24 protein-coding genes are annotated in these 24,583 nt (G+C 65.7%); 12 read left to right on the forward strand and 12 right to left on the reverse strand.

Annotated features, from left to right (window positions below; translation table 11 throughout):
- The coding region (rlmN, locus tag ABWP09_RS06170) for a dual-specificity RNA methyltransferase RlmN (RefSeq protein ID WP_353204271.1) at positions 1 to 903 on the forward strand (903 nt) is incomplete at its 5' end.
- Between the two features lie 146 nt (positions 904 to 1,049).
- On the opposite strand, the gene ABWP09_RS06175 is transcribed toward rlmN, so the two are convergent.
- Positions 1,050 to 2,057 carry a zinc-dependent alcohol dehydrogenase family protein gene (locus ABWP09_RS06175; protein ID WP_353204272.1) on the reverse strand — a complete coding sequence of 336 codons (1,008 nt, stop codon included), beginning with the start codon at positions 2,055 to 2,057 and terminating at the stop codon, positions 1,050 to 1,052.
- A 134-nt stretch (positions 2,058 to 2,191) separates the two neighbouring features.
- Between ABWP09_RS06175 and ABWP09_RS06180 the strand changes: the two genes are divergently transcribed.
- The gene (locus ABWP09_RS06180; RefSeq protein WP_353204273.1) at positions 2,192 to 2,947 is read left to right on the forward strand and encodes a sulfite exporter TauE/SafE family protein; all 756 of its coding nucleotides are present in this window, start codon (positions 2,192 to 2,194) and stop codon (positions 2,945 to 2,947) included.
- Here ABWP09_RS06180 and ABWP09_RS06185 read toward each other — a convergent pair.
- From ABWP09_RS06185 to ABWP09_RS06195, 3 genes are read right to left on the reverse strand one after another with little or no spacing between them, the layout of a single operon-like run.
- On the reverse strand, positions 2,938 to 3,252 hold the full coding sequence (locus ABWP09_RS06185; RefSeq protein ID WP_353204274.1) for a cytochrome c: 315 nt from the start codon (positions 3,250 to 3,252) through the stop codon (positions 2,938 to 2,940). The two genes, ABWP09_RS06180 and ABWP09_RS06185, sit on opposite strands and share 10 nt — an antisense overlap.
- Complete coding sequence (locus ABWP09_RS06190) at positions 3,249 to 4,409, reverse strand: molybdopterin-dependent oxidoreductase (protein ID WP_353204275.1); 1,161 nt, start codon at positions 4,407 to 4,409, stop codon at positions 3,249 to 3,251. The genes ABWP09_RS06185 and ABWP09_RS06190 overlap by 4 nt, the downstream gene beginning before the upstream one ends.
- The gene (locus tag ABWP09_RS06195) at positions 4,402 to 4,992 is read right to left on the reverse strand and encodes an NADPH-dependent FMN reductase (RefSeq protein WP_353204276.1); all 591 of its coding nucleotides are present in this window, start codon (positions 4,990 to 4,992) and stop codon (positions 4,402 to 4,404) included. Before ABWP09_RS06195 ends, ABWP09_RS06190 begins: the two co-directional genes overlap by 8 nt.
- Positions 4,993 to 5,216: 224 nt before the next feature.
- On the opposite strand from ABWP09_RS06195, the gene ABWP09_RS06200 reads away from it, so the two are divergent.
- The 3 genes from ABWP09_RS06200 (at position 5,217) to ABWP09_RS06210 (ending at position 9,417) form a co-directional block, all read left to right on the forward strand.
- The gene (locus tag ABWP09_RS06200; protein ID WP_353204277.1) at positions 5,217 to 7,349 is read left to right on the forward strand and encodes a transglycosylase domain-containing protein; all 2,133 of its coding nucleotides are present in this window, start codon (positions 5,217 to 5,219) and stop codon (positions 7,347 to 7,349) included.
- 45 nt (positions 7,350 to 7,394) lie between these two features.
- Positions 7,395 to 8,411 (forward strand): threonine aldolase family protein, encoded by a 1,017-nt coding sequence (locus ABWP09_RS06205; RefSeq protein ID WP_353204278.1) that lies wholly within the window; start codon positions 7,395 to 7,397, stop codon positions 8,409 to 8,411.
- An 88-nt stretch (positions 8,412 to 8,499) separates the two neighbouring features.
- A complete protein-coding gene (locus tag ABWP09_RS06210) occupies positions 8,500 to 9,417 on the forward strand; it encodes a DMT family transporter (RefSeq protein WP_353204279.1) in 918 nt (305 codons plus the stop codon).
- Here ABWP09_RS06210 and ABWP09_RS06215 read toward each other — a convergent pair.
- Together ABWP09_RS06215 and ABWP09_RS06220 are read right to left on the reverse strand one after the other, a co-directional pair.
- Positions 9,327 to 10,184: an SDR family oxidoreductase gene (locus tag ABWP09_RS06215; RefSeq protein WP_353204280.1), complete on the reverse strand. Its 858-nt coding sequence runs from the start codon at positions 10,182 to 10,184 to the stop codon at positions 9,327 to 9,329. The two genes, ABWP09_RS06210 and ABWP09_RS06215, sit on opposite strands and share 91 nt — an antisense overlap.
- Positions 10,171 to 11,772: a M28 family peptidase gene (locus tag ABWP09_RS06220; protein WP_353204281.1), complete on the reverse strand. Its 1,602-nt coding sequence runs from the start codon at positions 11,770 to 11,772 to the stop codon at positions 10,171 to 10,173. The genes ABWP09_RS06215 and ABWP09_RS06220 overlap by 14 nt, the downstream gene beginning before the upstream one ends.
- Before the next feature lie 105 nt (positions 11,773 to 11,877).
- Between ABWP09_RS06220 and pepN the strand changes: the two genes are divergently transcribed.
- On the forward strand, positions 11,878 to 14,478 hold the full coding sequence (gene pepN / locus ABWP09_RS06225; RefSeq protein WP_353204282.1) for an aminopeptidase N: 2,601 nt from the start codon (positions 11,878 to 11,880) through the stop codon (positions 14,476 to 14,478).
- 3 nt (positions 14,479 to 14,481) lie between these two features.
- On the opposite strand, the gene ABWP09_RS06230 is transcribed toward pepN, so the two are convergent.
- The 3 genes from ABWP09_RS06230 to pabB form a co-directional block, all read right to left on the reverse strand.
- The gene (locus tag ABWP09_RS06230) at positions 14,482 to 14,619 is read right to left on the reverse strand and encodes a hypothetical protein (protein ID WP_353204283.1); all 138 of its coding nucleotides are present in this window, start codon (positions 14,617 to 14,619) and stop codon (positions 14,482 to 14,484) included.
- Positions 14,620 to 14,738: 119 nt separating this feature from the next.
- On the reverse strand, positions 14,739 to 15,938 hold the full coding sequence (locus ABWP09_RS06235) for a pyridoxal phosphate-dependent aminotransferase (RefSeq protein ID WP_353204284.1): 1,200 nt from the start codon (positions 15,936 to 15,938) through the stop codon (positions 14,739 to 14,741).
- 37 nt (positions 15,939 to 15,975) lie between these two features.
- Positions 15,976 to 17,787 (reverse strand): aminodeoxychorismate synthase component I, encoded by a 1,812-nt coding sequence (pabB, locus tag ABWP09_RS06240; protein WP_502959767.1) that lies wholly within the window; start codon positions 17,785 to 17,787, stop codon positions 15,976 to 15,978.
- Positions 17,788 to 17,875: 88 nt separating this feature from the next.
- On the opposite strand from pabB, the gene ABWP09_RS06245 reads away from it, so the two are divergent.
- A complete protein-coding gene (locus tag ABWP09_RS06245) occupies positions 17,876 to 18,550 on the forward strand; it encodes an MBL fold metallo-hydrolase (RefSeq protein WP_353204286.1) in 675 nt (224 codons plus the stop codon).
- On the opposite strand, the gene ABWP09_RS06250 is transcribed toward ABWP09_RS06245, so the two are convergent.
- The gene (locus tag ABWP09_RS06250) at positions 18,547 to 18,984 is read right to left on the reverse strand and encodes an MAPEG family protein (RefSeq protein WP_502959768.1); all 438 of its coding nucleotides are present in this window, start codon (positions 18,982 to 18,984) and stop codon (positions 18,547 to 18,549) included. The two genes, ABWP09_RS06245 and ABWP09_RS06250, sit on opposite strands and share 4 nt — an antisense overlap.
- A gap of 199 nt (positions 18,985 to 19,183) precedes the next feature.
- Between ABWP09_RS06250 and rpmF the strand changes: the two genes are divergently transcribed.
- From rpmF to ABWP09_RS06275, 5 genes are all read left to right on the forward strand, one after another.
- Positions 19,184 to 19,363, forward strand: a complete 180-nt coding sequence (gene rpmF, locus ABWP09_RS06255; protein ID WP_353204287.1) for a 50S ribosomal protein L32 — start codon at positions 19,184 to 19,186, stop codon at positions 19,361 to 19,363.
- Between the two features lie 43 nt (positions 19,364 to 19,406).
- Positions 19,407 to 20,438: a phosphate acyltransferase PlsX gene (gene plsX / locus ABWP09_RS06260; RefSeq protein ID WP_353204288.1), complete on the forward strand. Its 1,032-nt coding sequence runs from the start codon at positions 19,407 to 19,409 to the stop codon at positions 20,436 to 20,438.
- Positions 20,435 to 21,403, forward strand: a complete 969-nt coding sequence (locus tag ABWP09_RS06265) for a beta-ketoacyl-ACP synthase III (protein ID WP_353204289.1) — start codon at positions 20,435 to 20,437, stop codon at positions 21,401 to 21,403. The genes plsX and ABWP09_RS06265 overlap by 4 nt, the downstream gene beginning before the upstream one ends.
- An 89-nt stretch (positions 21,404 to 21,492) precedes the next feature.
- Entirely contained in the window at positions 21,493 to 21,792 is a 300-nt protein-coding gene (locus ABWP09_RS06270) for an integration host factor subunit alpha (protein ID WP_353204290.1), read from the forward strand.
- Positions 21,793 to 21,818: 26 nt separating this feature from the next.
- Positions 21,819 to 22,172, forward strand: a complete 354-nt coding sequence (locus ABWP09_RS06275) for a MerR family transcriptional regulator (RefSeq protein ID WP_353204291.1) — start codon at positions 21,819 to 21,821, stop codon at positions 22,170 to 22,172.
- Here ABWP09_RS06275 and ABWP09_RS06280 read toward each other — a convergent pair.
- Positions 22,169 to 23,740 carry a peptide chain release factor 3 gene (locus ABWP09_RS06280; RefSeq protein ID WP_353204292.1) on the reverse strand — a complete coding sequence of 524 codons (1,572 nt, stop codon included), beginning with the start codon at positions 23,738 to 23,740 and terminating at the stop codon, positions 22,169 to 22,171. The two genes, ABWP09_RS06275 and ABWP09_RS06280, sit on opposite strands and share 4 nt — an antisense overlap.
- Positions 23,741 to 23,922: 182 nt before the next feature.
- Positions 23,923 to 24,583: aldose epimerase family protein (locus ABWP09_RS06285; RefSeq protein WP_353204293.1), on the reverse strand; the 661-nt coding region annotated here is incomplete at its 5' end.

Genomic DNA, 24,583 nt, shown 5'->3' on the forward strand with positions numbered 1-24,583 from the left:
GCGCAAGTCTCGACCGACGGCACGCGCAAATGGTTGCTGCGCACCGATGACGGCAATGATTATGAGATGGTGTTCATCCCCGATGCCGATCGCGGCACTTTGTGCATCTCCAGCCAGGTCGGCTGCACGCTCAACTGCACGTTTTGCCACACCGGGACGATGCGGCTGGTGCGCAATCTCGTGCCGTCGGAAATCGTCGGGCAAGTGATGCTCGCGCGCGATGCGCTGGGCGAATGGCCGAGCCAGCCCGAGGGCCGGATGCTCACCAACATCGTGCTGATGGGGATGGGCGAGCCGCTCTACAATTTCGACAATGTCCGCGATGCGATGAAGATCGTGATGGACGGCGACGGCATCGGCCTGTCGCGCCGCCGCATCACGCTGTCGACCAGCGGCATCGTGCCCTTGATCGCGCGCGCGGGCGCGGAGATTGCGGTCAATCTCGCCGTCTCGCTCCATGCGGTCACCAAGGAAATCCGCGACGAACTCGTGCCGATCAACAAGAAGTACGGGATCGACGAACTGCTGCAGGCGTGCGCTGAGTATCCCGGTGCCAACAATGCCCGGCGCATCACCTTCGAATATGTGATGCTGCGCGACAAGAATGACAGCGACGCCGACGCGCGCGAGCTGGTGCGCTTGCTGCGCAAATATGATTTGCCCGCCAAGGTGAACCTCATCCCGTTCAACCCCTGGCCCGGTGCGCCTTATGAATGCTCGACGCCGGAACGGATCAAGGCCTTTTCGAACATCGTGTTCGACGCCGGCATCTCGGCCCCGGTCCGCACCCCGCGCGGGCGCGACATCGATGCCGCGTGCGGCCAGTTGAAGACCGCGAGCGAGAAGGTTTCGCGCGCCGAGCTGGATCGCGAGGCCGAAGCGAAGATCGCTGCGCTGGGCTAAGCGGTAACAGCAACAACCGCAGCGGCGCTTCCCCGGCAAAGACCGGGGCCCGGCTGCGGATCACTGATCGGTGAGCATTGCGCTTCGGTCTCAGAACCTTGGCGCCTGGCCCCCGGCCTTCGCCGGGGACGCGCTAGCTCAGCACCTCACCATTCGACGCCAATCTTGCCGAAATGCCCGGCGCTCGCCTCGAACGCGAAGGCATCGCCCAACTGTTCGAGCCCAAAGCGCCGGTCGATTACCGGCACGATCCCGGTCGCATCGAGCGCGCGGACGAAGTCCTGCTGTTCGGCGCGACTGCCGACGATCAAGCCCTGCAACCGCGCCTGTTTGGCCATCAGCGCCGCAGTCGGGACGTTGCCCGCGCCGCCGGTCAGCACACCGATCAGCGAGATATGCCCGCCGACGCGCACCGCGGCGATCGACTGGGCGAGCGTGCCCGGCCCGCCAACCTCAACGACATGATCGACCCCGCGCCCGCCGGTCCAGTCGGCGATCTTGCCGCCCCAATTTGCCTCCGCGCGATAGTTGAGGAGGAAATCGGCCCCGAGCGCGCGAGCCCGCGCGAGCTTTTCGTCCGACGACGAAGTGATCGCAACGGTCGCGCCCATCGCCTTAGCGATTTGCAGCGCCCAGATCGACACGCCGCCCGTGCCGAGCAGCAACACAGTGTCGCCGGCCTTAAGCTTGCCATCGACCACCAGCGCACGCCACGCGGTCAACCCGGCCGTGGTGATCGCCGCGGCCTGCACCGCGTCATAGCCGCGCGGGGCGTGCGTGAAGGCGCGCTCCGGCAGCACGACATGCTCCTGCGCGAAGCCGTCAATGCCGTCGCCGGGGGTGCGCTTGAAGTCGCCGACGCGCGGCGGGCCGTCCTGCCAATCGGGGAAAAAGCACGACACGACCAGATCGCCGACCGCGAATTCGGTGACACCGGCACCCACAGCTTCGACCAGGCCCGCACCATCGGCCAGCGGAACGCGCGGATAGGTCGTCGGCATCCGCCCGGTAACGACGCCGAGATCGTGGAAATTGAGCGTGCTGCCGTGCAGCGCGACGCGAAGCTCGCCCGCACCGGGCTGGCCGGGGTCGGGGCGATCCTCGAGCCGAAGCTGATCGAGGCCGTTCGGCGATTGTAGCACCATGGCACGCATAAGAATTCTCCTTGGGAAGCCGTTGAAACGCGATAGCGCCACTAAGTCTCCCACGCGAAGACAGGAGAAAGAGGCAAGCGGCAATTGGAACTTGGCCATCGACAAGCGCTGGGCCGGGCGCGATGGGGGGCGGGATGACGCTTGCCACCCTCGCCCTTTCCCTCGCCGCCGGCATTCTCGGCGGGGCGATGAACGCGCTCGCCGGTGGCGGAACTTTTGCGACTCTACCCGCGCTGATCGCGCTCGGGCTGCCCGCCAATACCGCTAACGCCACCTCCAACGTGGCGCTGCTTCCGGGTGCGGCGACCAGCGCCTGGGCGTTTCGCGAGGAATTGGGGCCGGTCGGCGGGGTCGGCTTGCGCTTGCTCAGCGCCATCACCTTCGTCGGCGGGCTGGCCGGGAGCTTGCTCCTTGCCGCGACGCCGACGCACGTGTTCGATCTCGTCATCCCGTGGCTGCTGCTGTTCGCCTTCGTCGTCATCGCCTTCGGCAAGCGCGCTGCGGATGCGCTCAAGCAGCGCGTCGCGATCGGCACGCGCACGCTGATCGTCGCGCAAGGGTGCCTCGGCATCTATGGCGGCTATTTCGGCGGCGGGGTCGGGTTGATGACGACCGCAGTGTACGGCCTGCTCGCCGGGGTTTCCCCGCGCGCGCTGTTCGCGCCGCGCACCTTGATGCTGGCGATCGCCAATCTCGCCGCCGCGATCGTGTTCATCGCGGTCGGGCTGGTACGCTGGGCGGCGTGCCTGCCGATGCTGGCGGGGGCGATCCTTGGCGGCTGGGCCGGCGCGCATATCGGCAAGCGGCTGTCGCCCGGGCTGGTGCGCGGCTGGACCTTGCTGGTGACTGCGGTGACGACGGGCGTGTTCTTCTGGCGTGCCTATTGCTGATTGGGCAATGCGAGCAGCGCCTCGACGATTTTGGCATCGTCCTTCTCGTCGATGCTCGCTTTATAGGCACCGCGCATCTTGGTCACTTCGGCCTGCCATTGCTCGGGCTTGAGCTTGGGCTGCGAGAGAATCATCTCGGGCGAATGGCACGCGGCGCAATTGACGCTCAATATCTCGGCCGGGAGCGTCGCGGTCTCAACCGGGAGCGTGATGCTTTGCGATGTGAGCGTGATTTGCTTGGGGGCCTCCGCCGCCGGATGGCACGCGGCGAGCAGGACAAAAGCGGCGAGCGATAGCGTCTTCATGCGACCGTGACCTTCGCCGTTTCGATGCTATTGCGCATATAGCCGCCGGGGTTCCAGATCGGATCGACGGTCTGCGTTTCGCCCTTCGCATTGGTCGCCCGCACGGCAACGGTATGCGATCCGCTCGGCAAGGTCGCGGCCCAGCGGCGGAAGCCATACGCGCCGTGATCGGGGCCGAGCTGCGCGGTGTGCCAGCTCTTGCCCGCATCGATCGACCAATCGACCTTGGCGACGGCCGCATCGCCGCCCAGCGCGACGCCGCGGACGGCTTTCGCATCGGTGCGCGTAAAGAAGGCACGCGGAATCATCCGCCCGATCGGCACGGTCGGGAAATCCTTTGCTCCCGGCACCACGCTCGCGCGCGGCGCAGCGGGGATGCGGTAGGCCTTTTCCATCCAGTATCCGGTGTCGGGCGCGCGCAGGACTTCGATCGTGTCGAGCGCCTTGACCCAATAGGTCGAGAACCAGCCCGGCACGATCAGCCGCAGCGGAAAGCCATTGAGCAACGGCAATTGCACCCCGTTCATCCCATAGGCGACGATCGTGTCCTCGGCCATCGCGCGGTCGAGGTTGAGCGCCTTGGCGAAATCGGGCGCCGCGCCCGGCGGGTTGTCGAGTCCCGAAAAGCGCACTTGCACCGCCCCCGGCGCGACGCCGGCGCGATCCAGCAGGTCGCGCAACCGCACGCCGGTCCACAGCGCGTTGCCCATCCCGCCATTGCCCCATTGCGCGCCCGGCACGCGTGGGCCGAACAGCCCACGCGAATTGCCCGAACATTGGTTGACCGCCGCGATCTCGACCTGCGGCAGCGCTTGCAACTCCGTGAGAGAGAGCGACAGCGTCCGCTTCACCGCGCCGCCGACCTGCAAGCGGAACGCCGCAACATCGACCGACAGCGGAATGTCGTCATAATGCCAGCGCACGAAGAAGCGGTCATTGGGCGTGAAGGGCGAATCGGTCAGCGCACCGTCGAACGCGTCGATCGGGGTTTCCAGCAACGGCGCGCGCGTGCGCTGCAGGATCATGCCGCGCTTGCCGGGGAAGGCGTCGGTCAGCGCGGGGCCGACCGTTTTGGCAAGCTGTGCCCATAGCGGCGTGCTCGCGAGCGCGCCTGCGCCGATCGCCAGCGCGGTGCGGCGGTCGAAGCGCTCAATCATGCGGGATCGCCAGCGGGGCAAAGCGCGCGACTTGCTGTCCGACCATCTGCAATTGCGCAACAACCGCGGGATCATTCGCCCCGCCCGCGTCATCGAACTTGGTCACTTGCGAATTGACCGCCGCCGCAAACGGCGTCGGCCACCCGCGCAGCGCGTGAACGATCGAGCGCAGCGCCGCAATCGTGCTACCGGTCGCTTGCCAGCCATAGGCCGTCGCGATCAACCCCACGGGCATATCCGCCAGATACGGGCGGTTTTCATCGCGTGCGGTTTCCTCGAGCAAGTCGAGCGCATTCTTGACCACGCCCGAAATGCTGCCGTGATAGCCGGGCGAGGCGATGATCAGCGCCGAAGCCTGCCGCACGGTATCGACGAAATCGCGCTCGTCGGCGGTGCGCGTCGTCGCCTTGGGATCATAAAGCGGGAGGCGCGCCATGTCCGCGCCGCCGAACATCCGCGTGCGAAACCCCTCGCGGCCCGCCGCATCGAGCGCGATCGCCAGTGCGCGTTCGGTCGAGGACACGCCGCCGATCGTCCCGCCGATACCGACGACGAGCGGGAGAGAAGCAGGGGAATCGGCCATTGCGCGGGCTTTCGGATCAAGGATGGCACGGCGGCCGGATGCGCGAGCGATAGCCGGGGCAGCCGCGCGGCTCAATCGCCAAGTCGCGCCCGCCCTCGGTCTGCACCGTCTGTCCACTCGCGTCGCGCCGATCCGACTGCTACAGACGGTGCGATGCGCTGGCTTCCCTTGCACAATCTGTCCTATCCGGATAATACACCCGCTCGCGGCAACGGATCCTCCTAATGCGGTCATTCCCCTTCGGTCCGACCGGTGGCGCTTCCTCCGGACATGACGATGATGCGCTGGAGTTGACCGGCGGCATGCCCCCGCCGCCGCGGCAGGACGATGAATCCGCGGGCGATGATGATTACGGCACGTATACGACCAATCTGCCGGTGGTGCAGCGCCCCAGCCGCTGGCGGTGGGTGCCGCGCGGGATTGCGGCGGCGATCGTGCTGTTCGTGTTCGCGGTCGGCTGGCTCGCGGTCACCGCGCCGCTGTCGAAATCGCTCCAGCCGCCGACCCCGCCGAGCATCACGCTGCTCGCCGATGACGGGACGCCGATCGCGCGACGCGGTGCGATCCTCGATCCGCCGGTCGATGCCGCGAAATTGCCCAAGAACGTCACCAACGCCTTCCTGGCGATCGAGGATCGCCGCTTCCGCTCGCATTGGGGAATCGATCCGCGCGGCATCGCGCGCGCCTTTTTCCACAACATGACGTCGAAGGGGCGCGATCAGGGCGGCAGCACGATCACCCAGCAGCTGGCCAAGAATGCCTTCCTCGATTCGGACCGCACCGCTGCGCGCAAGATCCGCGAAGTGATGATCGCGTTTTGGCTCGAGGCGTGGCTGAGCAAGGATCAGATCCTGTCGCGCTATCTGTCGAACGTCTATTTCGGCGATAATGTGTATGGCCTGCGCGCCGCCGCGCGACATTATTTCGGACGCACGCCGGAAAACCTGTCGATCGCGCAAGCGGCGATGCTGGCAGGTCTGGTAAAGGCGCCGTCAAAGCTTGCCCCGACGGTCAATTTGCAAGGCGCACGCGACCGGGCAAAGCTGGTCGTTGCCGCGATGGTCGACGCGAAATTCCTCGACAAGGCCGACGCCGCCGCCGTCCGCCCGGCGCGGATCGTGCGCGACCGGACACAAATTCTGCCCAATGGCACCTATTTCGCCGATTGGGTTCTGCCCGAAGCGCGCGATCAGGCCGGCGAGATCGTAACCGAGACGACGGTCCAGACGACACTCGACCGCCGCTTGCAAAAGGCCGCCGAACGCGCGGTCAAACGGGCGGGTCTGCGCGACGCGCAAATCGCGCTAGTCGCGATGCGACCCGACGGGCGGGTGGTGGCGATGGTCGGCGGAAAATCCTATGCCGACAGCCCGTTCAACCGCGCGACGCAAGCGCAGCGGCAGCCCGGCTCGGCGTTCAAGCTGTTCGTCTATCTCGCCGCGATGCGCCACGGCATGACGCCCGATTCGGTGATCGACGACGAACCCATCACGATCGCCAAATGGTCGCCCAAAAATAGCGACGGGCGCTATTTGGGGCCAATCAGCTTGCGGCAAGCGTTCGCGCGCTCGTCCAACGTCGCGGCGGCGCGCATTACGCAGCAAGTCGGTGTCGCCAGCGTGATCCAGGCGGCGCGCGATCTCGGCGTTTCGACCCCGATCCCCAACGAAGCGACGATCGCGCTGGGCACGTCGAGCATGTCGCTGCTCGAACTGACCGCAGCTTATGCTTCGATCGCGGCGGAACGCTATCCGGTGCGTCCGCGCGGGCTCGAAGGCGAGCCGGAGCGGGGCGTGCTCGCGACGCTCAGCGACCGCAGTCGTGCGCTGTCGGGCGACCTGCACGATCACATGCTCGATCTGCTCTCCGCCTCGGCCGAGACTGGCACGGGTCGCGCGGCGGCTCTGTCGGTGCCGACCTATGGCAAGACCGGCACGACGCAGGACAATCGCGATGCGCTGTTCATCGGCTTCGCGAACGGCCTCGTCTGCGGCGTGTGGGTCGGCAATGACGACAACACGCCGAATGCCGGGTTATCGGGCGGCGGTATCCCGGCGCGGGTGTGGCGCGATTTCATGCAAAGCGCACTCGGCGTAGGGGCGGCGGTCGCGCCCGAACCCGAGCCCGAAATGGTCGATCCGGATGCGGGCAATGGCCTTGACGAAACGCTCGAAAATTTCCTCGACCCCACCAACATTCCGGATGTCGAGGGGGAAATTCCCGGCGTCGGCCGGATCCGGCTGCGGGGTGGCGAACTGGATTTCCAGCCCAACCGACCCGGCGACCCCGAACGCGGACCGTCGCGCCGCCGCGATGAGCGGGCACCGCCGCCACGCGATCCATTTGGCGAACAGTGACGCTGCCGAGTTGACGCCGCCCGCGTAGCGCCGCAAGGCCATGCCATGCGCTTTTTCTCCGACAATGCCGCCCCCGTCCACCCGGCCGTGCTGGCCGCGCTGGGCGATGCCAATGTGCTCGACACCGCCTATGACGGCGATGGCTGGAGCCAGCAGCTCGACGCGCGTTTCTCCGACCTGTTCGAAGCGCCGGTGCGCGCTTTGTGGGTTCCCTCGGGCACGGCGGCGAATTGCCTGGCACTCGCCGCAATGTGTCCGCCACATGGTGCGATCGTGTGCCACCGCGACGCGCATATCCAGAATGACGAAGGCGGCGCGCCCGAATTCTACACGCATGGTGCCAAATTACTGCTGGCCGAAGGAACGGGCGCGAAGCTGACGCCGGAGACGATTGCGGCGGTGCTCGATGCCACGCGCAACGACGTCCACCAGGTCCAGCCGCACGCCATTTCGATCACCAATGCGACCGAATATGGGCTGGTCTATACGACCAATGACGTCGCCGCGATCGGGCATCTGGCGAAGGAGCGCGGTCTCGCGCTGCACATGGACGGCGCGCGGTTCGCCAATGCCGTGGCGCATCTCGGCTGCGCTCCTGCCGATGTGACGTGGCGCGCGGGGGTCGATGCGCTCAGCTTCGGCTTCGTCAAAAATGGCGGGATGAGCGCCGAGGCGCTGATCTTCTTCAAACCCGAATTGGCCGCCGCGACGCTGTATCGCCGCAAGCGCGCCGGACTGCTGCTGTCCAAGGGGCGCTACCTCGCGGCACAATTGCTGGCGTTGCTCGAAGGCGATTTGTGGCTTGATCTCGGGCGGAATGCCAATGCCGGGGCAGCGTTGCTGGCCAAGGCGGCGGGGACGCGGCTGGTCAACCCGGTTGAAGCCAATGAAGTGTTCCTGCGCGTGACCGCCGCCGAGGCCGAAAAGCTGCGCGCGCTCGGCTTCGATTTTTACGATTGGGGTCCGGGTGAAGCGCGGCTGGTCATTTCGTGGAACCAGTCGCCCGACGATATTCGGCCGCTCGCCGACGCGATCGCCAATCTCCCATCCCGTTCGTGCTGAGCCTGTCGAAGCACGAACGGCCACGACCGACACGCCTGCTGTTGGCACCAGCCCTTCGACACGCTCAGGGCGAGCGGGAAGACCGGCAATGACTCCTCCCCCTCCCCCCAATTCGAGCAGGCTCGCCATCCTCATCCCGTTCGGGATCGTCACGCTGATCTGGGGATCGACGTGGCTCGTCATCCGGCATCAATTGGGCGTCGTGCCGCCAACCTGGTCAGTGACCTACCGCTTCATCGTCGCCGGTACCGCGATGCTCGGTTATGCGCTGATCCGGCGCGAAAAAATCATGCTTGATGCGCGCGGCTGGGCCTTTGCTGCGGTGACGGGGCTGTGCCAATTCTGCCTCAACTTCAACTTCGTTTACCGTGCCGAGGGCTATGTCACCTCGGGGCTGGTCGCGGTGGTGTTCGCACTTTTGCTGCTCCCCAATGCGGTGTTCGCGCGGATTTTCCTTGGGCAGAAGCTCGGTCGACAACTGATCATCGGCATGGGGGTGGCGATGGCGGGCGTCATCCTGTTGTTCGTGCGCGAGGCGCGAGTCGATCCGCACGGGCCGGCGCAAGTGTTGCTCGGGATCGGCTTCACGTTGCTCGCGATCCTGTCGGCGTCGATCGCCAATGTCATGCAAGCGACGCCGACCGCGCGCGCCTATCCGATGGCCGCCATGCTCGGCGTGGCGATGCTGATCGGCGCGGCGCTCGACGCGACGATCGCCTGGACAATCAGCGGACCGCCGGTGTTCGACACGTCGCCCGGCTATGTCGCGGGCGTGCTGTATCTCGGCATATTCGCCTCGGCGCTGGCCTTCCCGCTTTACTACGGCGTGCTGCGCGTGATCGGCCCGGCCAAGGCGGCCTATTCGAGCGTGCTGGTGCCGGTCATCGCGATGCTGCTGTCGACGCTGTTCGAAGGCTATGTCTGGTCGTGGCTGGCCGCAGGCGGCGCAGCGCTGGTGCTGGGCGGCTTGGTCATCGCGCTGAGAGCCCGCAGGCCGGCGCGGTAATCGGGGTAGGTCGGGGTCCAGCCGAGCACGCGCTTGGCCTTGCCATTCGCGACGCGGCGATTCTCGGCATAGAAGCCCCGCGCCATTGGCGACAGCGACTCGATCAGGACGAACGGCGGCGGTGGCATTTTCAACAGGCGCGCAGCGAACTCGATCACGTCATTCTGGCTCGCAGGGCAATCGTCCGAGAGGTTGTAGGCCCCGGGCGGCGCGGAGAACCCGGCGATCATCCCCGCGACGATATCCGCGACATGGACCCGGCTGAACACTTGTCCCGGCGACTCGACGCGGTGCGCACTGCCGCTGACGACGCGATCGAGCGGGGAACGCCCGGGGCCGTAAATGCCCGGCAAGCGGAACACGTGTGCGCCGGCGGCGAGCCACGCGGAATCGGCTTCGGCGCGCGCGCTGCGGCGGCCAGTGCCGGTCGGCGCGCTCTCATCGACCCACGCCCCGCCGGCATCGCCATAAACACCGGTCGAGGAGAGATAGCCGCGCCACGCAGGGGTGTTCGCGAGGAGCGCGCCATAAACGGCGAGCACCGGGTCGCTGTCCTCGGCTGGCGGCACTGACGACAGGATATGCGTCGCCGCCGCAATCTCCGATGCCACTGCGGCGGGATCGTCGAACCTGATCGTCCCGTCCCGCCCGCCGCGCGACGTACCGACGACATGCCAGCCCTCCCCCCGCAACCGACGCGCAAGCGCTTGCGCGGTATAGCCAAGCCCGAAGATCAGCAGCCGTCCCACCGCGTTATTTCGCGCCATAGCCGTGATAGAGCAGCCCGAAGAAATCGCCCTTGTTCCAGCGCGGGCGCGCATCGCCATCGGCGATTTCGCGCGCAATCGCATAATTGGCGTCGATGAAGCGGATGCCCTGTGCCCAATCGATCGGTTGCGCCAGATCGTCGGCGGGCTGGTGATAGCGCGTCTTGAAGAATTCGGCGGTTGCGGCCTTGCCCGGCCCCTTCTGCCCCGGCCACAGGAACACCGAGGGCACGCCCTGCTGGACGAAGCGATAATGGTCCGAGCGCACGAAAATACCCTGGCCCGGATCGGGATCGGGCGACATCGTCACGCCCACTGTCCCGACTGCCTTTGCCACGATCGGCCCGAGCGTCGAGCGGTCGGCGCCGAACACCGTCATATCCTCGAACGGATAGGTCAGGATCGGCATGTCGAGATTGACGTCGGCCACGATCCGCTCGATCGGGACGGTCGGATGCTTGGCGAAATAGTCGGAGCCGACCAGCCCCTTTTCCTCCGCCGTCACCGCGAGGAACAGGATCGTGCGGCGCGGGGCCTTGCCGCTGGCGCGGAAACGCTTGGCTTCCTCGATCAGCGACGCGATCCCGACGGCATTGTCCTCTGCGCCATTATAGATCGTGTCCCCCTTCGCATCGGCGCGCCCGACACCGAGATGATCGAGATGCGCCGAGAGCACGACAACCTCTTTCGACAGCTTGGGGTCGCTGCCGGGGATCATCCCGGCGACGTTGGCGCTGCTGGCGGGTTCGAAGCTGGTCTTCAGCGCGACCGCAGCATTGACCGGCAGCGCCTCCGCCGCAAACACCGTCTTGCTGTCGGCCACGCGCGGGGCGATCGCGCTCCACGGCGTCTTTGCACCCGCGAAGAGCTTGGTGGCACCGGTCGCGCTCAGCGTTGCGAGGATCGGAACGCCGGAGGCGTCACCCGTCCCGTCGGGTCGCGCCCAACTCGTGCGGGGTCGGTCATAATTGACGCCGCCGCCCGGCAGGGGCGCACGCGTCAGCACGATCGCGCCGACCGCGCCCTGCGCCGCCGCGATCGTCGCTTTGGTTGCCGCGCTCTGGTAATGCGCGCGTTCCTCGCTTTGGAAATCGAGCGGCGCGCCGCCGAAAAACGCGACGATCTTGCCGCGTACATCGACCCCAGCATAATCGTCGCGGCCGTAACGCGGGGCGACCAGGCCATAACCGACGAACACCACCGGCGCGTCGATCACGGTCCGTGCCGCGCCGGCGACCGTGCCCGGCACATAATCCTCGCCGAAGATCAGCGGCATGGGGGCCTCCCCCTTGCGCGTCAGCACGACATCGCCCTTGTCGCCGGCGCGATAGGTGACGAGCGGCACCTTTTGGAGATAGCTGCCCGCATCGCCCGCCGGCTTCAGCCCGGCGGCGAAGAATTGCGCGGCGACATATTCGGCGGCGATGCGATATTCAGCACTACCCGCCTCGCGCCCGCGCAGGGCATCGGAGGCGAGGAACAGGACATGCGCCTTCATTGCCGCCTGATCGTCGGGAAGCGCGACATCCTCCGCCATCGCCGCGCCCGCCAGGGCAATCGCCGCAAGTCCTGCAATCCAGCGCTTCATCATCGTCCTCACTTTCGTGTGGTGGTGGGGTATCACAGCGTGGTCGCCACGCAAGTACGGCGATTTCGGTGGCGAGCGCCGCCTGCGCATCCTACATCGCCGTCAATGCTCGATATCCAGACCAGCCTCGCCCAGCCGCACGTCACCCGTCGCGCGGACTATATCCCGCCCGACTGGCAAGTGCCCGACATCGCGCTAGATTTCGAGCTCGATCCGGCCGCGACTCGCATCACCGCGACGCTGCACGTCCAGCGCAGCGGCGGGCACGATCGCCCGTTGCGGCTCGACGGCGCGGGCCAGACCGTGCTGTCGGTGTCGGTCGACGGAATGCCGGTCAACGATTGGGTGATCGCGGACGGCGCGCTGATCCTGCCGATTAGCGGCTCGGCGCATGTGATCGAAACCACGGTCGAGATCGTGCCCGAGCGCAATACGCAATTGATGGGCCTGTACGCCTCAGGCGGCAATTTGTGCACGCAATGCGAAGCAGAGGGCTTCCGTCGCATCACCTTCTTCCCCGATCGCCCCGACGTGCTGAGCCGTTACCAGGTGCGGATGAGCGCGGACAAAAAGCGCTATCCCGTGTTGCTTGCCAATGGCGATCCGATCGCCTCGGGGGATCTGGCAGACGGCCGGCATTGGGCCGAGTGGCGCGATCCCTTTCCCAAGCCCTGCTATCTCTTCGCGCTCGTCGCGGGCGACCTGGCGGTCAATCGCGGGAGTTTCGTCACCATGTCCGGACGCGAGGTCGCGCTCGGCATCTGGGTCCGTGCCACCGATCTGGAGCGCACGCATCATGCGCTCGACGCGCTCAAGACCGCGATGGCGTGGGACGAGCGCGTCTATGGCCGCGAATATGATCTGGATGTGTTCAACATCGTCGCGGTCGACGATTTCAACTTCGGCGCGATGGAGAATAAGGGCCTCAACGTCTTCAATTCGCGCTACATCCTCGCCGATCCCGACACCGCGACCGATTACGATTATGACGCGATCGCCGCGGTCGTCGCGCATGAATATTTCCACAATTGGTCGGGCAACCGCGTCACGTGCCGCGACTGGTTTCAGCTGAGCCTGAAGGAAGGCTTTACGGTCTATCGCGACCAGTGTTTCTCCGCCGACCAGGGCTCGGCCGCGGTCAAGCGGATCGAGGATGTGCGCGGGCTTCGCGCGGCGCAGTTCCCCGAGGATGCCGGCCCGCTCGCGCACCCGATCCGGCCCGACGCCTATCAGGAAATCTCGAACTTCTACACCGCCACGATCTACAATAAGGGCGCCGAGGTCATCCGGATGCTCGCGACGATTCTGGGCGCAACGGCGTTCCGCGCCGGGACCGATTTGTACTTCGACCGGTTCGACGGCACAGCGGCGACGTGCGAGGATTTCGTCGCAGCGCTGGAGGAGGCAAGCGGCACCGATCTGGCGCAATTCCGCCGCTGGTATGGGCAAGCCGGAACGCCGCGCGTGACGGCATCGCTGCTGCACCACGAAGGATCGAGCCGTGCCGAACTGGTGCTGGCGCAACGCACTCCGCCGACGCCGGGACAGGACAGCAAGACGCCCGTCGTGCTGCCGCTGCGCGTGAAGCTGTTCGGCGCGCAAACCGCCGGCACCGTCGCGCCCGAGCACGTCATCCTGCTGACCGAAGCCGAACAGCGGATCGTGTTCGAGGACGTCAGCGAACGGCCGATCCTGTCGATCAATCGTGGTTTTTCGGCACCGGCGATCATCGAGACCGACCGCAGCGCAGCCGACCTCGCCTTTCTCGGCGCGCATGACGACGACCCGTTTGCGCGGTATGAGGCGTTGCAGCAATTGATGCTCGACACGCTGGTAGCGGCGGCTGGCGGCAATCAGGCCGACCATGCCGCGGTGATCGCTGCGGTCGCCGGTACGATCGGCGATGCCCAGCTCGACCGCGCCTTTGCCGCCGAAGCGGTGTTGCTGCCGTCCGAATCCTTCATCGGTGATCAGTTGCCGGTGGTCGATCCCGACGCAATCTTCCGCGCGCGCGAAGCGCTGCGACGCGACGTCGGGCGCGCGTTGGCGATCGCGTGGCGCGCCGCTTTCGATGCCGCGCAAGCGACAGGCAGCTATGTCTATTCGCCCGAGGCCAAGGGGTTGCGACGGATGCGCGCGGTCGCGCTCGGCTATATCGCCGCATCGGGCGCGGCGGATGCGGGCGACCTCGCCTTCGCGCAGTTCGAGGCGGCCGACAATATGACCGACCGGCTGAGCGCGCTGACGACGTTGGTCGCAGGCGACGCGGCACAGCGCACCGCCGCGCTCGACATTTTCTACAACCGCTACAGCGACAATGCGCTGGTGCTCGACAAATGGTTCTCGGTCCAGGCGATGGCACCGCGCGACGATACCGGAGACGTGGTGCGCGAGCTGCTGCGACATCAGGATTTCACGCTGACCAACCCGAATCGTGCGCGCGCGCTGATCGGGGCATTCGGGGTCAACCAGCGTGCGTTCAACGCCGCCGACGGGTCGGGCTACCGTTTCCTCGCCGATCAGCTGATCGCGCTTGATACGCTCAATCCCCAGACGGCGGCGAAACTGATCCCGCCACTTGGCCGTTGGGGGCGCTTCGACGCCGCACGCGGCGCGCTGATGCGCGCCGAGCTGGAGCGGATCGTCAAGGTCCCGGGATTGTCGAAGGATATGTTCGAACAGGCCTCACGCAGCCTGGAGGGGTGAGGCTCAGCGGTTTGCAGCGACCGAACTGGTAGCCGGCACGGACGTAGCGTTCGCCGGATGGAGCGTGACGAGCGCAATCGCGCCCAACGCGAATCCACCAAAGAACTGCCACAGGAAACCCGACTTCAATACGCTACGCATCACGCTGCCCTTTCGCGTCGGCACCAAACCGATCGCTGCAACGCAGCAAATCGGGTTCCGACGATCGTTTCGCAAGCTGCATTCCGGCAACCGTGCGTTACCAAAATGCATCGGTCAGGCTATCGTACGTTGGCGCAAGCGGTTTGGATGCGTTCGCACGCCTCGCGCAGCAGCGCTTCCGACGTTGCGTAGGAAATGCGCATCGCCGGCGACAGGCCGAACGCTGCGCCCTGGACTGCCGCCACTTTGGCATCGTCGAGCAGATAAGCGACAAACGCCTCATCACTGTCGATCAATTTGCCCGACGGCGTCGATTTGCCGATCAGCCCGGAAAGTTCGGGATAGACGTAGAACGCTCCCTCGGGCCGTGGGCAGGTGATGCCGTTGGTCTGGTTAAGCATCGACACGACCAGATCGCGCCGCGACTGGAACGCCGCTGCGCGATCCTTCAGGAACGACTGATCGCCATTGAGCGCGGCGACTGCCGCGGCCTGTGCGATCGAGCACGGGTTGCTGGTCGATTGCGACTGCAATTTGGCGATCGCCTTGACCAGCCAGGAGGCGCCCCCGGCATAGCCGATTCGCCAGCCGGTCATTGCATAGGCCTTGGAACAGCCGTTCACGGTCAGCGTCCGCTCGTACAGCGACGGGCAAACCTGTGCGATCGTGGCGAATTCGAAATCGTCGTACAGGATATGTTCGTACATATCGTCGGCGAAGATCCACACATGCGGATGGCGTTCGAGCACGTCGCCCAGCGCCACCAATTCCGCCTTGCTATAGGCAGCCCCGGTCGGGTTCGATGGCGAATTGAGGATCACCCATTTGGTGCGCGGCGTAATCGCCGCCTCAAGCTGCTCGGGGCGCAATTTATAACCCTGATCGGGGCCGGCCGCGACGAACACCGGCGTTCCGCCGGCAAAAAGCACCACATCGGGATAGCTCACCCAATAGGGTGCGGGCACGATCACTTCGTCGCCGACATCGACCGTCGCGACGATCGCGTTGAACAAGGTATGCTTGCCGCCGACATTCACCGTGATCTGGTCAGGGGTGTAGGCAAGCGCGTTGTCGCGTGCGAATTTCGCGACAATCGCGGCCTTCAATTCGGGGGTACCGTCGACATTGGTGTATTTTGTCTGTCCGTCGCGAATCGCCTTGATCGCGGCCTCCTTGACGAAGTCGGGCGTGTCGAAATCGGGTTCGCCCGCGCCCAGCCCGATCACATCGACTCCGGCGCGTTTCAGCTCGAGCACGCGCGACGTGATCGCCAGCGTCGGCGAGGGCTTGATACGGGCGAGCGCGGCGGATGGGTGCATGGGTAAAAGCCTAAATGACGAAGCGTCGCGCGAGCGTCTATCCCGCGCGCGGCATCGCTGCAACCGCAAGGCGCGCAACGATCAGTCCGCGCAAGGCGTTGCCGACGAAAAAATCGGTCGTCAGGTCCGCTGTAGTGAGATCGCCCTCAATCGCACGGCCGCTTTCGAGCAAGTCCGCACGCAGCACCCCCGGCAGCAATCCAGCGCTGCACGGCGGCGTCACCAGGACAGCGCGACCCGCGCCATCCTTTCTGGGGACGAACAGCGAGGTGAAGCTGCCCTCGGTCAGCCGTCCATCGGGGCGTTCGAACACGACTTCATCCACCCCCGCACAAATCCGCGCGGCGTCGTAAAAGCGGCGATCACTGGTCTTGTGGCACAGCCGGATATCGGCGGATGCCACCGGCAACGGCACGACCGCGACCGACATTGCCGAACGCGCTGGCGGCATCGGGGCCACTTCGACCGCGACCGCGCCGCTTGGGGCCAGCACCAGCCGCACCTTGCGTGCGTCGCGCAAGCGGAAGGTCGCGGCTTGCAATTCGTTGCGCGCGGCATGGCGATCGAAGGGAAAACCGAACGCGCGGGCGCTCGCCGCGAGGCGGTGGAGATGACGGTCGAGCAAAGCGATGCCGTGTTCGGGATCGAACGCCATCGTCTCGATCAAATCGAACGCGCGTGCGTCGCGCGTCAGGAAATCCGTCTTGGCCCGCGCCTCATCCCATTCCTCGCTGGCGCGCGAATCGGCGACGATCCCGCCACCGGCACCGAGCGCCGCATGCTCGGCCCCATGCGGCAGGGTCAGCGTGCGAATCGCGACGTTGAACATCGCGTCGCCCGAGGCATCGAACCGGCCGATCGCCCCGGTGTAGAGACCGCGCGCACCGCCCTCAATCTCCGCAATCGCCTGCATCGCCGCGATCTTCGGCGCGCCGGCGATCGAACCGCACGGAAACAACGCCGCCAGCACATCGATCGCATCGGTTTCGGGCGCGATCTCGGCCGTCACGGTCGAGACCATTTGATGCACGGTTGGGTAAGTCTCGACCTCGAACAGCGCTGGCACCGCGACCGATCCGGCGCGCGCGACACGCGACAGATCGTTGCGCATCAGATCGACGATCATCAGATTTTCCGCGCGCTGCTTGGGATCGCTTGCCAGCGTGGCGACGATCGCCGCATCCTCCCGAGCATCCGCGCCGCGCCGTGCAGTGCCCTTCATCGGGCGACAGGTCAGCGTCGTTCCATCGAGTGCAAAGAACAATTCGGGCGACAGCGACAGGATCGTCGCCCCGCCCGAGCCCGGCCCGATATCGATCAGCGCCCCGAACCCCGCGCGCGCGGTGCCGCGCAAGCGGGCATAGAGCGACAGCGGATCACCGCGCACCGCGAGCTGCGCGCGATAGGTGAGGTTTGCCTGATACAGATCGCCCGCCACGATCTTGGCCTGTACGGCGGCGAAGTGCGAATCATAGGTGGCGCGGTCGATCGCCGGTTCGGGGCGGCCGCTCCAGGCACCCGCCGGATCGGGCAACAGCGCCGCCACGCGGTCGGCAGCGATCTCGGTATAGCGTTCGAACAGGCCGAACCACAGCAGCGGGAGGCTGGACGGGGCGGGATCGGCCAAGGCGCGCTCGAAGGCCGCACCCGCTTCGTACGAGAGGAAACCCGCAGCATGCAGCCCGCCGCGCTGCGCCGCGCGGATCGCATCCAGCGCCGGACGGACTGCATCAACGGTCTTGGCCATGACGACCCTAACCGGATCAACGTACAGCCGGGCCGCCGCGCCACCGTCGCGCGCGTCGTCGAGCAACACGAAGGGCGCGCGCAAAAGGGGAAGGGAAAGCATCGGCATCGTGTCAGCCCGCCAGATGCCCCGCGAAGGCCCCGTCCGGCAACCCTTGGTTTTCGCGTAGACCCACCGTATTTGCAGAAAGATGAACGCTCAGCCCCTGCCTTTGCCCCCTTTGCGCGCCGCGATGATCCCGGTCACGCCGCTGCAACAGAATTGCACCTTGTTGTGGTGCACCGCCACCATGCGCGGGGCGTTCGTCGATCCCGGCGGCGATTTGCCCAAACTGATCGCCGCCGCCACGCAGCACAAGGTCACGATCGAGAAGATCATCCTCACCCACGGGCATATCGACCATTGCGGCGAGGCGAAGCCGCTGGCCGAGCAGCTCGGCGTGCCGATCGAAGGCCCGCACGAGGAAGACCGCTTCCTCACCACGACCCTGTCCGAAAGCGGCGCGCAATACGGCATTGCCGGCGTGAATTTCGAACCCGACCGCTGGCTGGTCGAGGGCGACACGGTGACCGTCGGGGATCTGGTGCTCCACGTCTATGAAACTCCCGGCCACACGCCGGGGCATGTGATTTTCCACCATGCGCCGTCAAAACTGGCGCTGGTCGGCGACGTGCTGTTCGCCGGATCGGTCGGCCGCACCGATTTTCCGCGCGGGAATCACCCGCAATTGCTTGCGTCGATCGTCGCCAAGCTCTGGCCGCTCGGCGACGACACGACCTTCATCCCCGGACACGGCCCGGCGAGCACTTTTGCGCACGAGCGCCGGACGAACATGTTCGTCAGCGACGCGGCGCTCGCAGCCTAGCCGGCGGGCATCGCGCTGATTGCCGGAGTGCCTGCGGTGCTGTGCGGCAGGAACGGCAGCGTCACCGCATAGCCGCCGAGGCCGAGCAGCAGCACTAAGGTCAGCAGCGTGCCGACCATGCGCCCGGCCGGCAGCCCGTCCATGCCGAGCGGATGCGCGATACGGGCGACCAGAAAGAGCGCGCTTGCCACCCAAAGCCATAGCGACGTGCCCGTGCTGAATTCGAGCAACCCGATCAAAATGATGATGAACGGCGCATATTCGACGAAATTGGCGTGCGCGCGCATCCGGCGAATCAGCATTTCGTTACCACCGTCGCCGATGCTGACCTTGGCCTTGGTACGGACCGCCCCGGTGCGCAGCGCCAGCCACAAATTGAGGATCGCCGCGGCCCCGGCCGTCATTAATGTGATCGGCAGTATGATCGAACCCACAGCATTTCTCCCCTTTGTGCGATGATGCCTGCCTTGGCACCGTGTGCGCGCGCTTGCAACGGCGGGTAGAATCGCTATAGGCCCCCATCTTCGCGATATGTCTGGCCAACGTGCCGCTTGCGCGGCCGACGGCGTCGGTTGCGTGGCAGTCTGGTTCGGGCCTATCGCATCTGTCAGACAAGCATAAGGTTTCGCCGAAATGGCCGTCCCCAAAAGAAAAACCACGCCATCGAAGCGCGGCATGCGTCGCAGCCACGATTCGCTGACCGTCGCCTCGTTTCAGGAATGCCCGAATTGTGGCGAGCTGAAGCGTCCGCACAATCTGTGCGCGGCGTGCGGCCACTATAACGGTCGCGAAATCATTTCGGTCGAAGGCTGAGCCGGACCTAGCGAGCGGTACCGTGAACAGGGGAGCGGCCAGCGTGACGAACAGCTCCCGGATCGCGGTCGATGCGATGGGTGGCGACGAAGGGCTTGGCGTAATGCTGGCAGGGGTCGCCCGTGCTCGCCGCCGGTTCGAGGACATGCGCTTCATCCTGGTCGGCGACGAGACGGCGATTGCGGACGGCTTAAGGGCGCATCCCCATCTGAGCGCGCATTCCGAGATCGTCCATGCGCCTGAGGTGGTCGGTTCGAACGACAAGCCGAGCCAGGCGATTCGCCGCGCCAAGACGACGTCGATGGGCATCGCGATCGACATGGTCAAACAGGGCCGTGCCGCCGCGTGCGTTTCCGGTGGCAATACCGGTGCGCTGATGGCGATGGCCAAGCTGTCGTTGCGGATGATCCCCGGAATCGACCGGCCCGCGCTCGCCGGGCTGATGCCGACGCTGGGCGAGAATGATACGGTCGTGCTCGATCTCGGCGCCAATACCGAATGTGACGCGCGCAACCTGATCCAGTTCGCGGTGATGGGGGCGGCCTATGCGCGCACCACGCTCGATCTTGCCCGGCCCCGGGTCGCCTTGCTCAACATCGGCAGCGAAGACCAAAAGGGGACCGAGACGATTCGCGATGCCGCGACCGCCTTGCGCGCCGCATCGCATCTGCCGCTTGATTTCACCGGGTTTATCGAGGGCGACAAGCTCTCGCGCGGCGATGTCGATGTGATCGTGTGCGACGGCTTTTCGGGCAATATCGCGCTCAAGACCGCCGAGGGTACGGCGCGCTTCGTCGCCGATTTGCTCAAGCGCGCGTTCCGTTCCTCGGTACGCTCGAAGATCGGATTTCTGATCTCCAAGCCCGCGACCGAATTGCTGCGGCATCATCTCGACCCGAATAACCATAATGGCGCGGTGTTTCTCGGCCTCAACGGTCTGGTCGTGAAAAGTCATGGCGGCGCGAATGAAGTGGGTGTCGCAACCGCGATCGCGGCGGCAGCAAAAATGGTACGCGACGATCTGACGCGGCGAATCGCGCAAGACCTTGGCGATTTCGAGAAGAAGGCGGCATGATTCGTTCAGTCATCATTGGAACCGGTTCGGCGCTCCCCGCACGACGCGTATCGAATGCAGAGCTGGCCGAAACCGTTGACACCTCCGACGAATGGATTGTCGAGCGCACCGGCATCCGCTTCCGCCACATCGCCGGCCCCGACGAGACAACCGCAACGCTCGCCGCCGATGCGTGCCGCGCGGCCCTCGGCTCGGCGGGCCTGTCGGCAGACGCCATTGACTTGATCGTGCTCGCCACGGCCACGCCCGACCAGACCTTTCCGGCCAGCGCCACCAAGGTCCAGGCGATGCTCGGGATCAACGATTGTGTCGCGTTCGACGTGGCCGCCGTGTGTTCCGGATTTCTTTACGCGCTGCAGGTCGCCGACAGCATGCTGCGCAGCGGCGCGGCACGGCGTGCGCTGGTGATCGGGGCAGAGACCTTCAGCCGGATCCTCGATTGGGAGGACCGTACGACCTGCGTGCTGTTCGGAGACGGCGCGGGCGCGGTCGTGCTTGAGGCGCAGGAGGACGCCGGTTCTGCCGGACGCGGGATCCTCGCGATGCGGCTGCATGCCGATGGTCGCCACAACGACTTACTCTATGTCGATGGCGGGCCCTCGACCACCGGCACCGTTGGCAAGGTGCGGATGAAGGGGCGCGAAGTGTTCCGCCACGCCGTCGTCAATCTTGCCGCGGTAATGACCGAAACGCTCGCCGTGGCGGGGCTCGGTGCCGACGACGTCGACTGGGTCGTCCCGCACCAGGCCAATGCCCGGATCCTCGACGCGACCGCGCGCAAGCTCCACCTCGCGCCGGAGAAGGTGGTGGTGACCGTCGACCAGCACGCCAATACATCAGCGGCATCGGTGCCGCTGGCGCTCGATACGGCGGTCAAAGACGGACGGATCAAGCAGGGCGATCTGATCGTGCTGGAGGCGATGGGCGGCGGCTTTACGTGGGGTGCGGCGGTGGTGCGCTTGTGAAACGCTCCATTTCGCTATTGTAACTAAGCACTTTCAGGGGGCGGCTTCTGTGTGTTACGCAGTTCCCCTGGTTTGGGGAAGGGTAACGGATGGCACCTGCGGGCACTCTAACACGCGCCGATCTGGCTGAGGCATTGCATCATCAGATTGGGTTATCGCGCGCTGATTCGTCGAACCTGGTCGAACAGATTTTGAGTCATATGTGCGGTGCGCTCGCCAAGGGCGACAATGTGAAGATTTCGGGCTTCGGCACCTTTGTGCTGCGCGACAAGGGCGAGCGGGTCGGGCGTAACCCCAAAACCGGCGTCGAAGTCCCGATCGCGCCGCGTCGCGTGCTGACCTTCCGCGCCAGCCAGATGATGCGCGACCGCATTGTCGAGGCCGATTGAACGACCCGGTGGCGGTGGCGCCAGACGTGACCGACAAAGCGGAGCGCGCGTACCGCACGATTGGCGAGCTTTCGCGCGAAACAGGCCTCGCGCAGCACATCCTGCGCTATTGGGAGACGCGGTTCCCGCAATTGCGCCCGCTGCAACGCGCCGGAAACCGACGCTATTACCGGCCCGAGGACGTGGCGCTGGTGCGCCGCATCGCCGCGCTGCTTGATCAGGACGGCTATACCATTCGCGGCGTGCAGCAAGCGCTCGCCGGCAAGCCGGTCGCCGCGCCCACGACACTCGATACCGATACCGATACCGATACGCATAGCGCGATTCGCCGGGTGCGCGCGTCGCTCGCTGCGGCGCTGAGCGAGGATGCCCGCGCCTAACGTTCGCGCGTCGCGGCAAAGGTGACCTTGGGGTAGCGCTCGGTGACATAGCCGACGTCCCACGCGGTCTTCGCCAGATAGACCGGATTTGCATCGCGGTCCTTGGCCATCGACGTACGGTTCAAATCCATGAACGCCTTCAAATCGGCCGGATCGACCGCCGAGACCCAGCGCGCGGTATCGTACGGCGCCATTTCCAGCGCGGCATCGACCTTATATTCGGCCTCGAGCCGGCTGAGCAGCACTTCGAGCTGCAATTGCCCGACGACGCCGACGATCCAGTTCGAGCCGATCTCGGGATAGAAAACCTGCGTCACGCCCTCCTCGGCCATGTCGTCGAGCGCCTTGCGCAACTGCTTGGTCTTGGTCGGGTCCTTCAGCGCGACACGCCGCAGGATTTCGGGTGCGAAATTGGGGAGGCCGGTAAAGCGCACATCGGCACGCTCGGACAGCGTATCGCCCACCCGCAGCGTGCCGTGATTGGGGATGCCGATAATGTCGCCCGGAAATGCCTCATCCGCCAATTCGCGTTCGCGCGCGAAGAACAGGATCGGCGAGTGGATCGCGATCGGCTTGCCGTGGCCCGTCGGAGTCAGCTTCATGCCGCGTTTGAACGTGCCCGAGCATAACCGCATGAAGGCGATGCGATCGCGATGGTTGGGGTCCATATTGGCCTGGACCTTGAACACGAAGCCCGTGACGTCGGCGCGGTCAGGATAGACCGCCGCCGGCTCGGCGGGTTGCGGGCGCGGGCCGGGCGCATGGCGGCCAAGCGCATCGATCAGTTCGGCCACGCCGAAATCCTTGAGCGCCGAGCCGAAATAGACTGGCGTCTGATCGCCGCCGCGATACGCCTGGACATCGAATGCGCCATAGCCGCCGAGCGCGAGTTCGGATTCGTCGCGCAGCGTCTTCAGACCAGCGGGGGAAAGCGTCGCAGCGAGCGCCGGATCGTCCATCCCGGTGAAATGCGTGGCCTTGCCGTGAAATTCGCGACTCGGCCCTTCGGGCTGGCTGAGGGAATTGGCGTGGAGATCATAAATCCCCTCGAAATCGCTTCCCATGCCGACCGGCCAGCTCATCGGCGTCACGTCGAGCTGGAGCATTTCCGCCACTTCGTCGAGCAGATCGAACGGCGGACGCCCTTCGCGATCGACCTTGTTGATGAAGGTGATGATCGGCACGCTGCGCAAGCGGCACACTTCGAACAGTTTCCGGGTCTGCGCCTCGATCCCGCGCGCGGCATCGATCACCATGACCGCCGAATCGACGGCGGTGAGCGTGCGGTACGTATCCTCGGAGAAGTCCTCATGGCCCGGGGTGTCGAGCAAGTTGAAGGTCAGGCCGCCCCGTTCGAAGGTCATCACCGAGGAGGTGACCGAAATGCCGCGCTGCTGTTCGATCTTCATCCAGTCGGAGCGCGCGCGGCGGTTCTGCCCGCGCGCCTTCACTTCGCCCGCAAGATGGATCGCGCCGCCGAAATAGAGCAGCTTTTCGGTCAGCGTGGTCTTGCCGGCGTCAGGATGCGAGATGATCGCGAAGGTGCGGCGGTCGGAGGTGTGATTCATGAACTGGGTCTGCTCAAACGGGTCGGTGTGCGGATCGGAAGGTCGGCTAAAGTCACACGAGTCACACCATCAGCGCTTGTTTTGCGCGATCCGGCGTAAGCGGTCTAAAAAAAGCGGACACATGCGTCACCGCTTGCTCTTGGCAGAAGTCCAGCGGGTAGGACAGCCCTTGGGCCGTGCGATCAGGATTCGAGCGTGATCGCCATCGTGATCGTCTTCGCCATGCCAGGGGAAAGCGTGAAGATGCCGGGCTTGTCGGCCATTTCGCCGGTGAAGCCTTGCGGATCGGCAATGCCGTGCCACGGTTCGACACAGACGAACGCCGCGCCGGGCTTGCTCCAGATGCCGAGCATCGGGGTATCAGGGAAATCGATGCGGAGCTGCGGGCCGCTGGGCGCGCCGTAGCGGACCGACTGCGAGCGGATCTGGTCCCAGACGAGGGCGTCGGCGCTGAACAGGTTGTCTGTCAGCGCGAGCGTCCGGCCAATGAGCGGAGACGGGCGGAGTACGGGATCGATCAGGCCGTCCGTTAACTGGCGGATCGAGTCGGTTTCCTCCGCCGCGAACACGATGCAATGGTCTTCGCGCGGGTGGCCATAGGGCAGCGGCCAGGCGAAGGCGGGGTGGAAACCGAAGCTCGCCGGGAGCGTCCGGTCGGTTTCGCGATTTTCGATCTCGATCGTGATCGACAGCGTGGCATCGTCGATGTCGTAGCGGGCGCGCAGCGCGAAGGCGCGGGGATAGACCGCGCGGGTTTCGGCGCTGTCCTCGAGCAGGAATACCGCCTTGCTGGCGCTTTGTTCGACCAGCGTGAAGGCGCTGCGGCGCGCGAAGCCGTGCTGC

The sequence above is a fragment of the Sphingomonas sp. genome (assembly GCF_040398505.1).
GTDB lineage: Bacteria > Pseudomonadota > Alphaproteobacteria > Sphingomonadales > Sphingomonadaceae > Sphingomonas.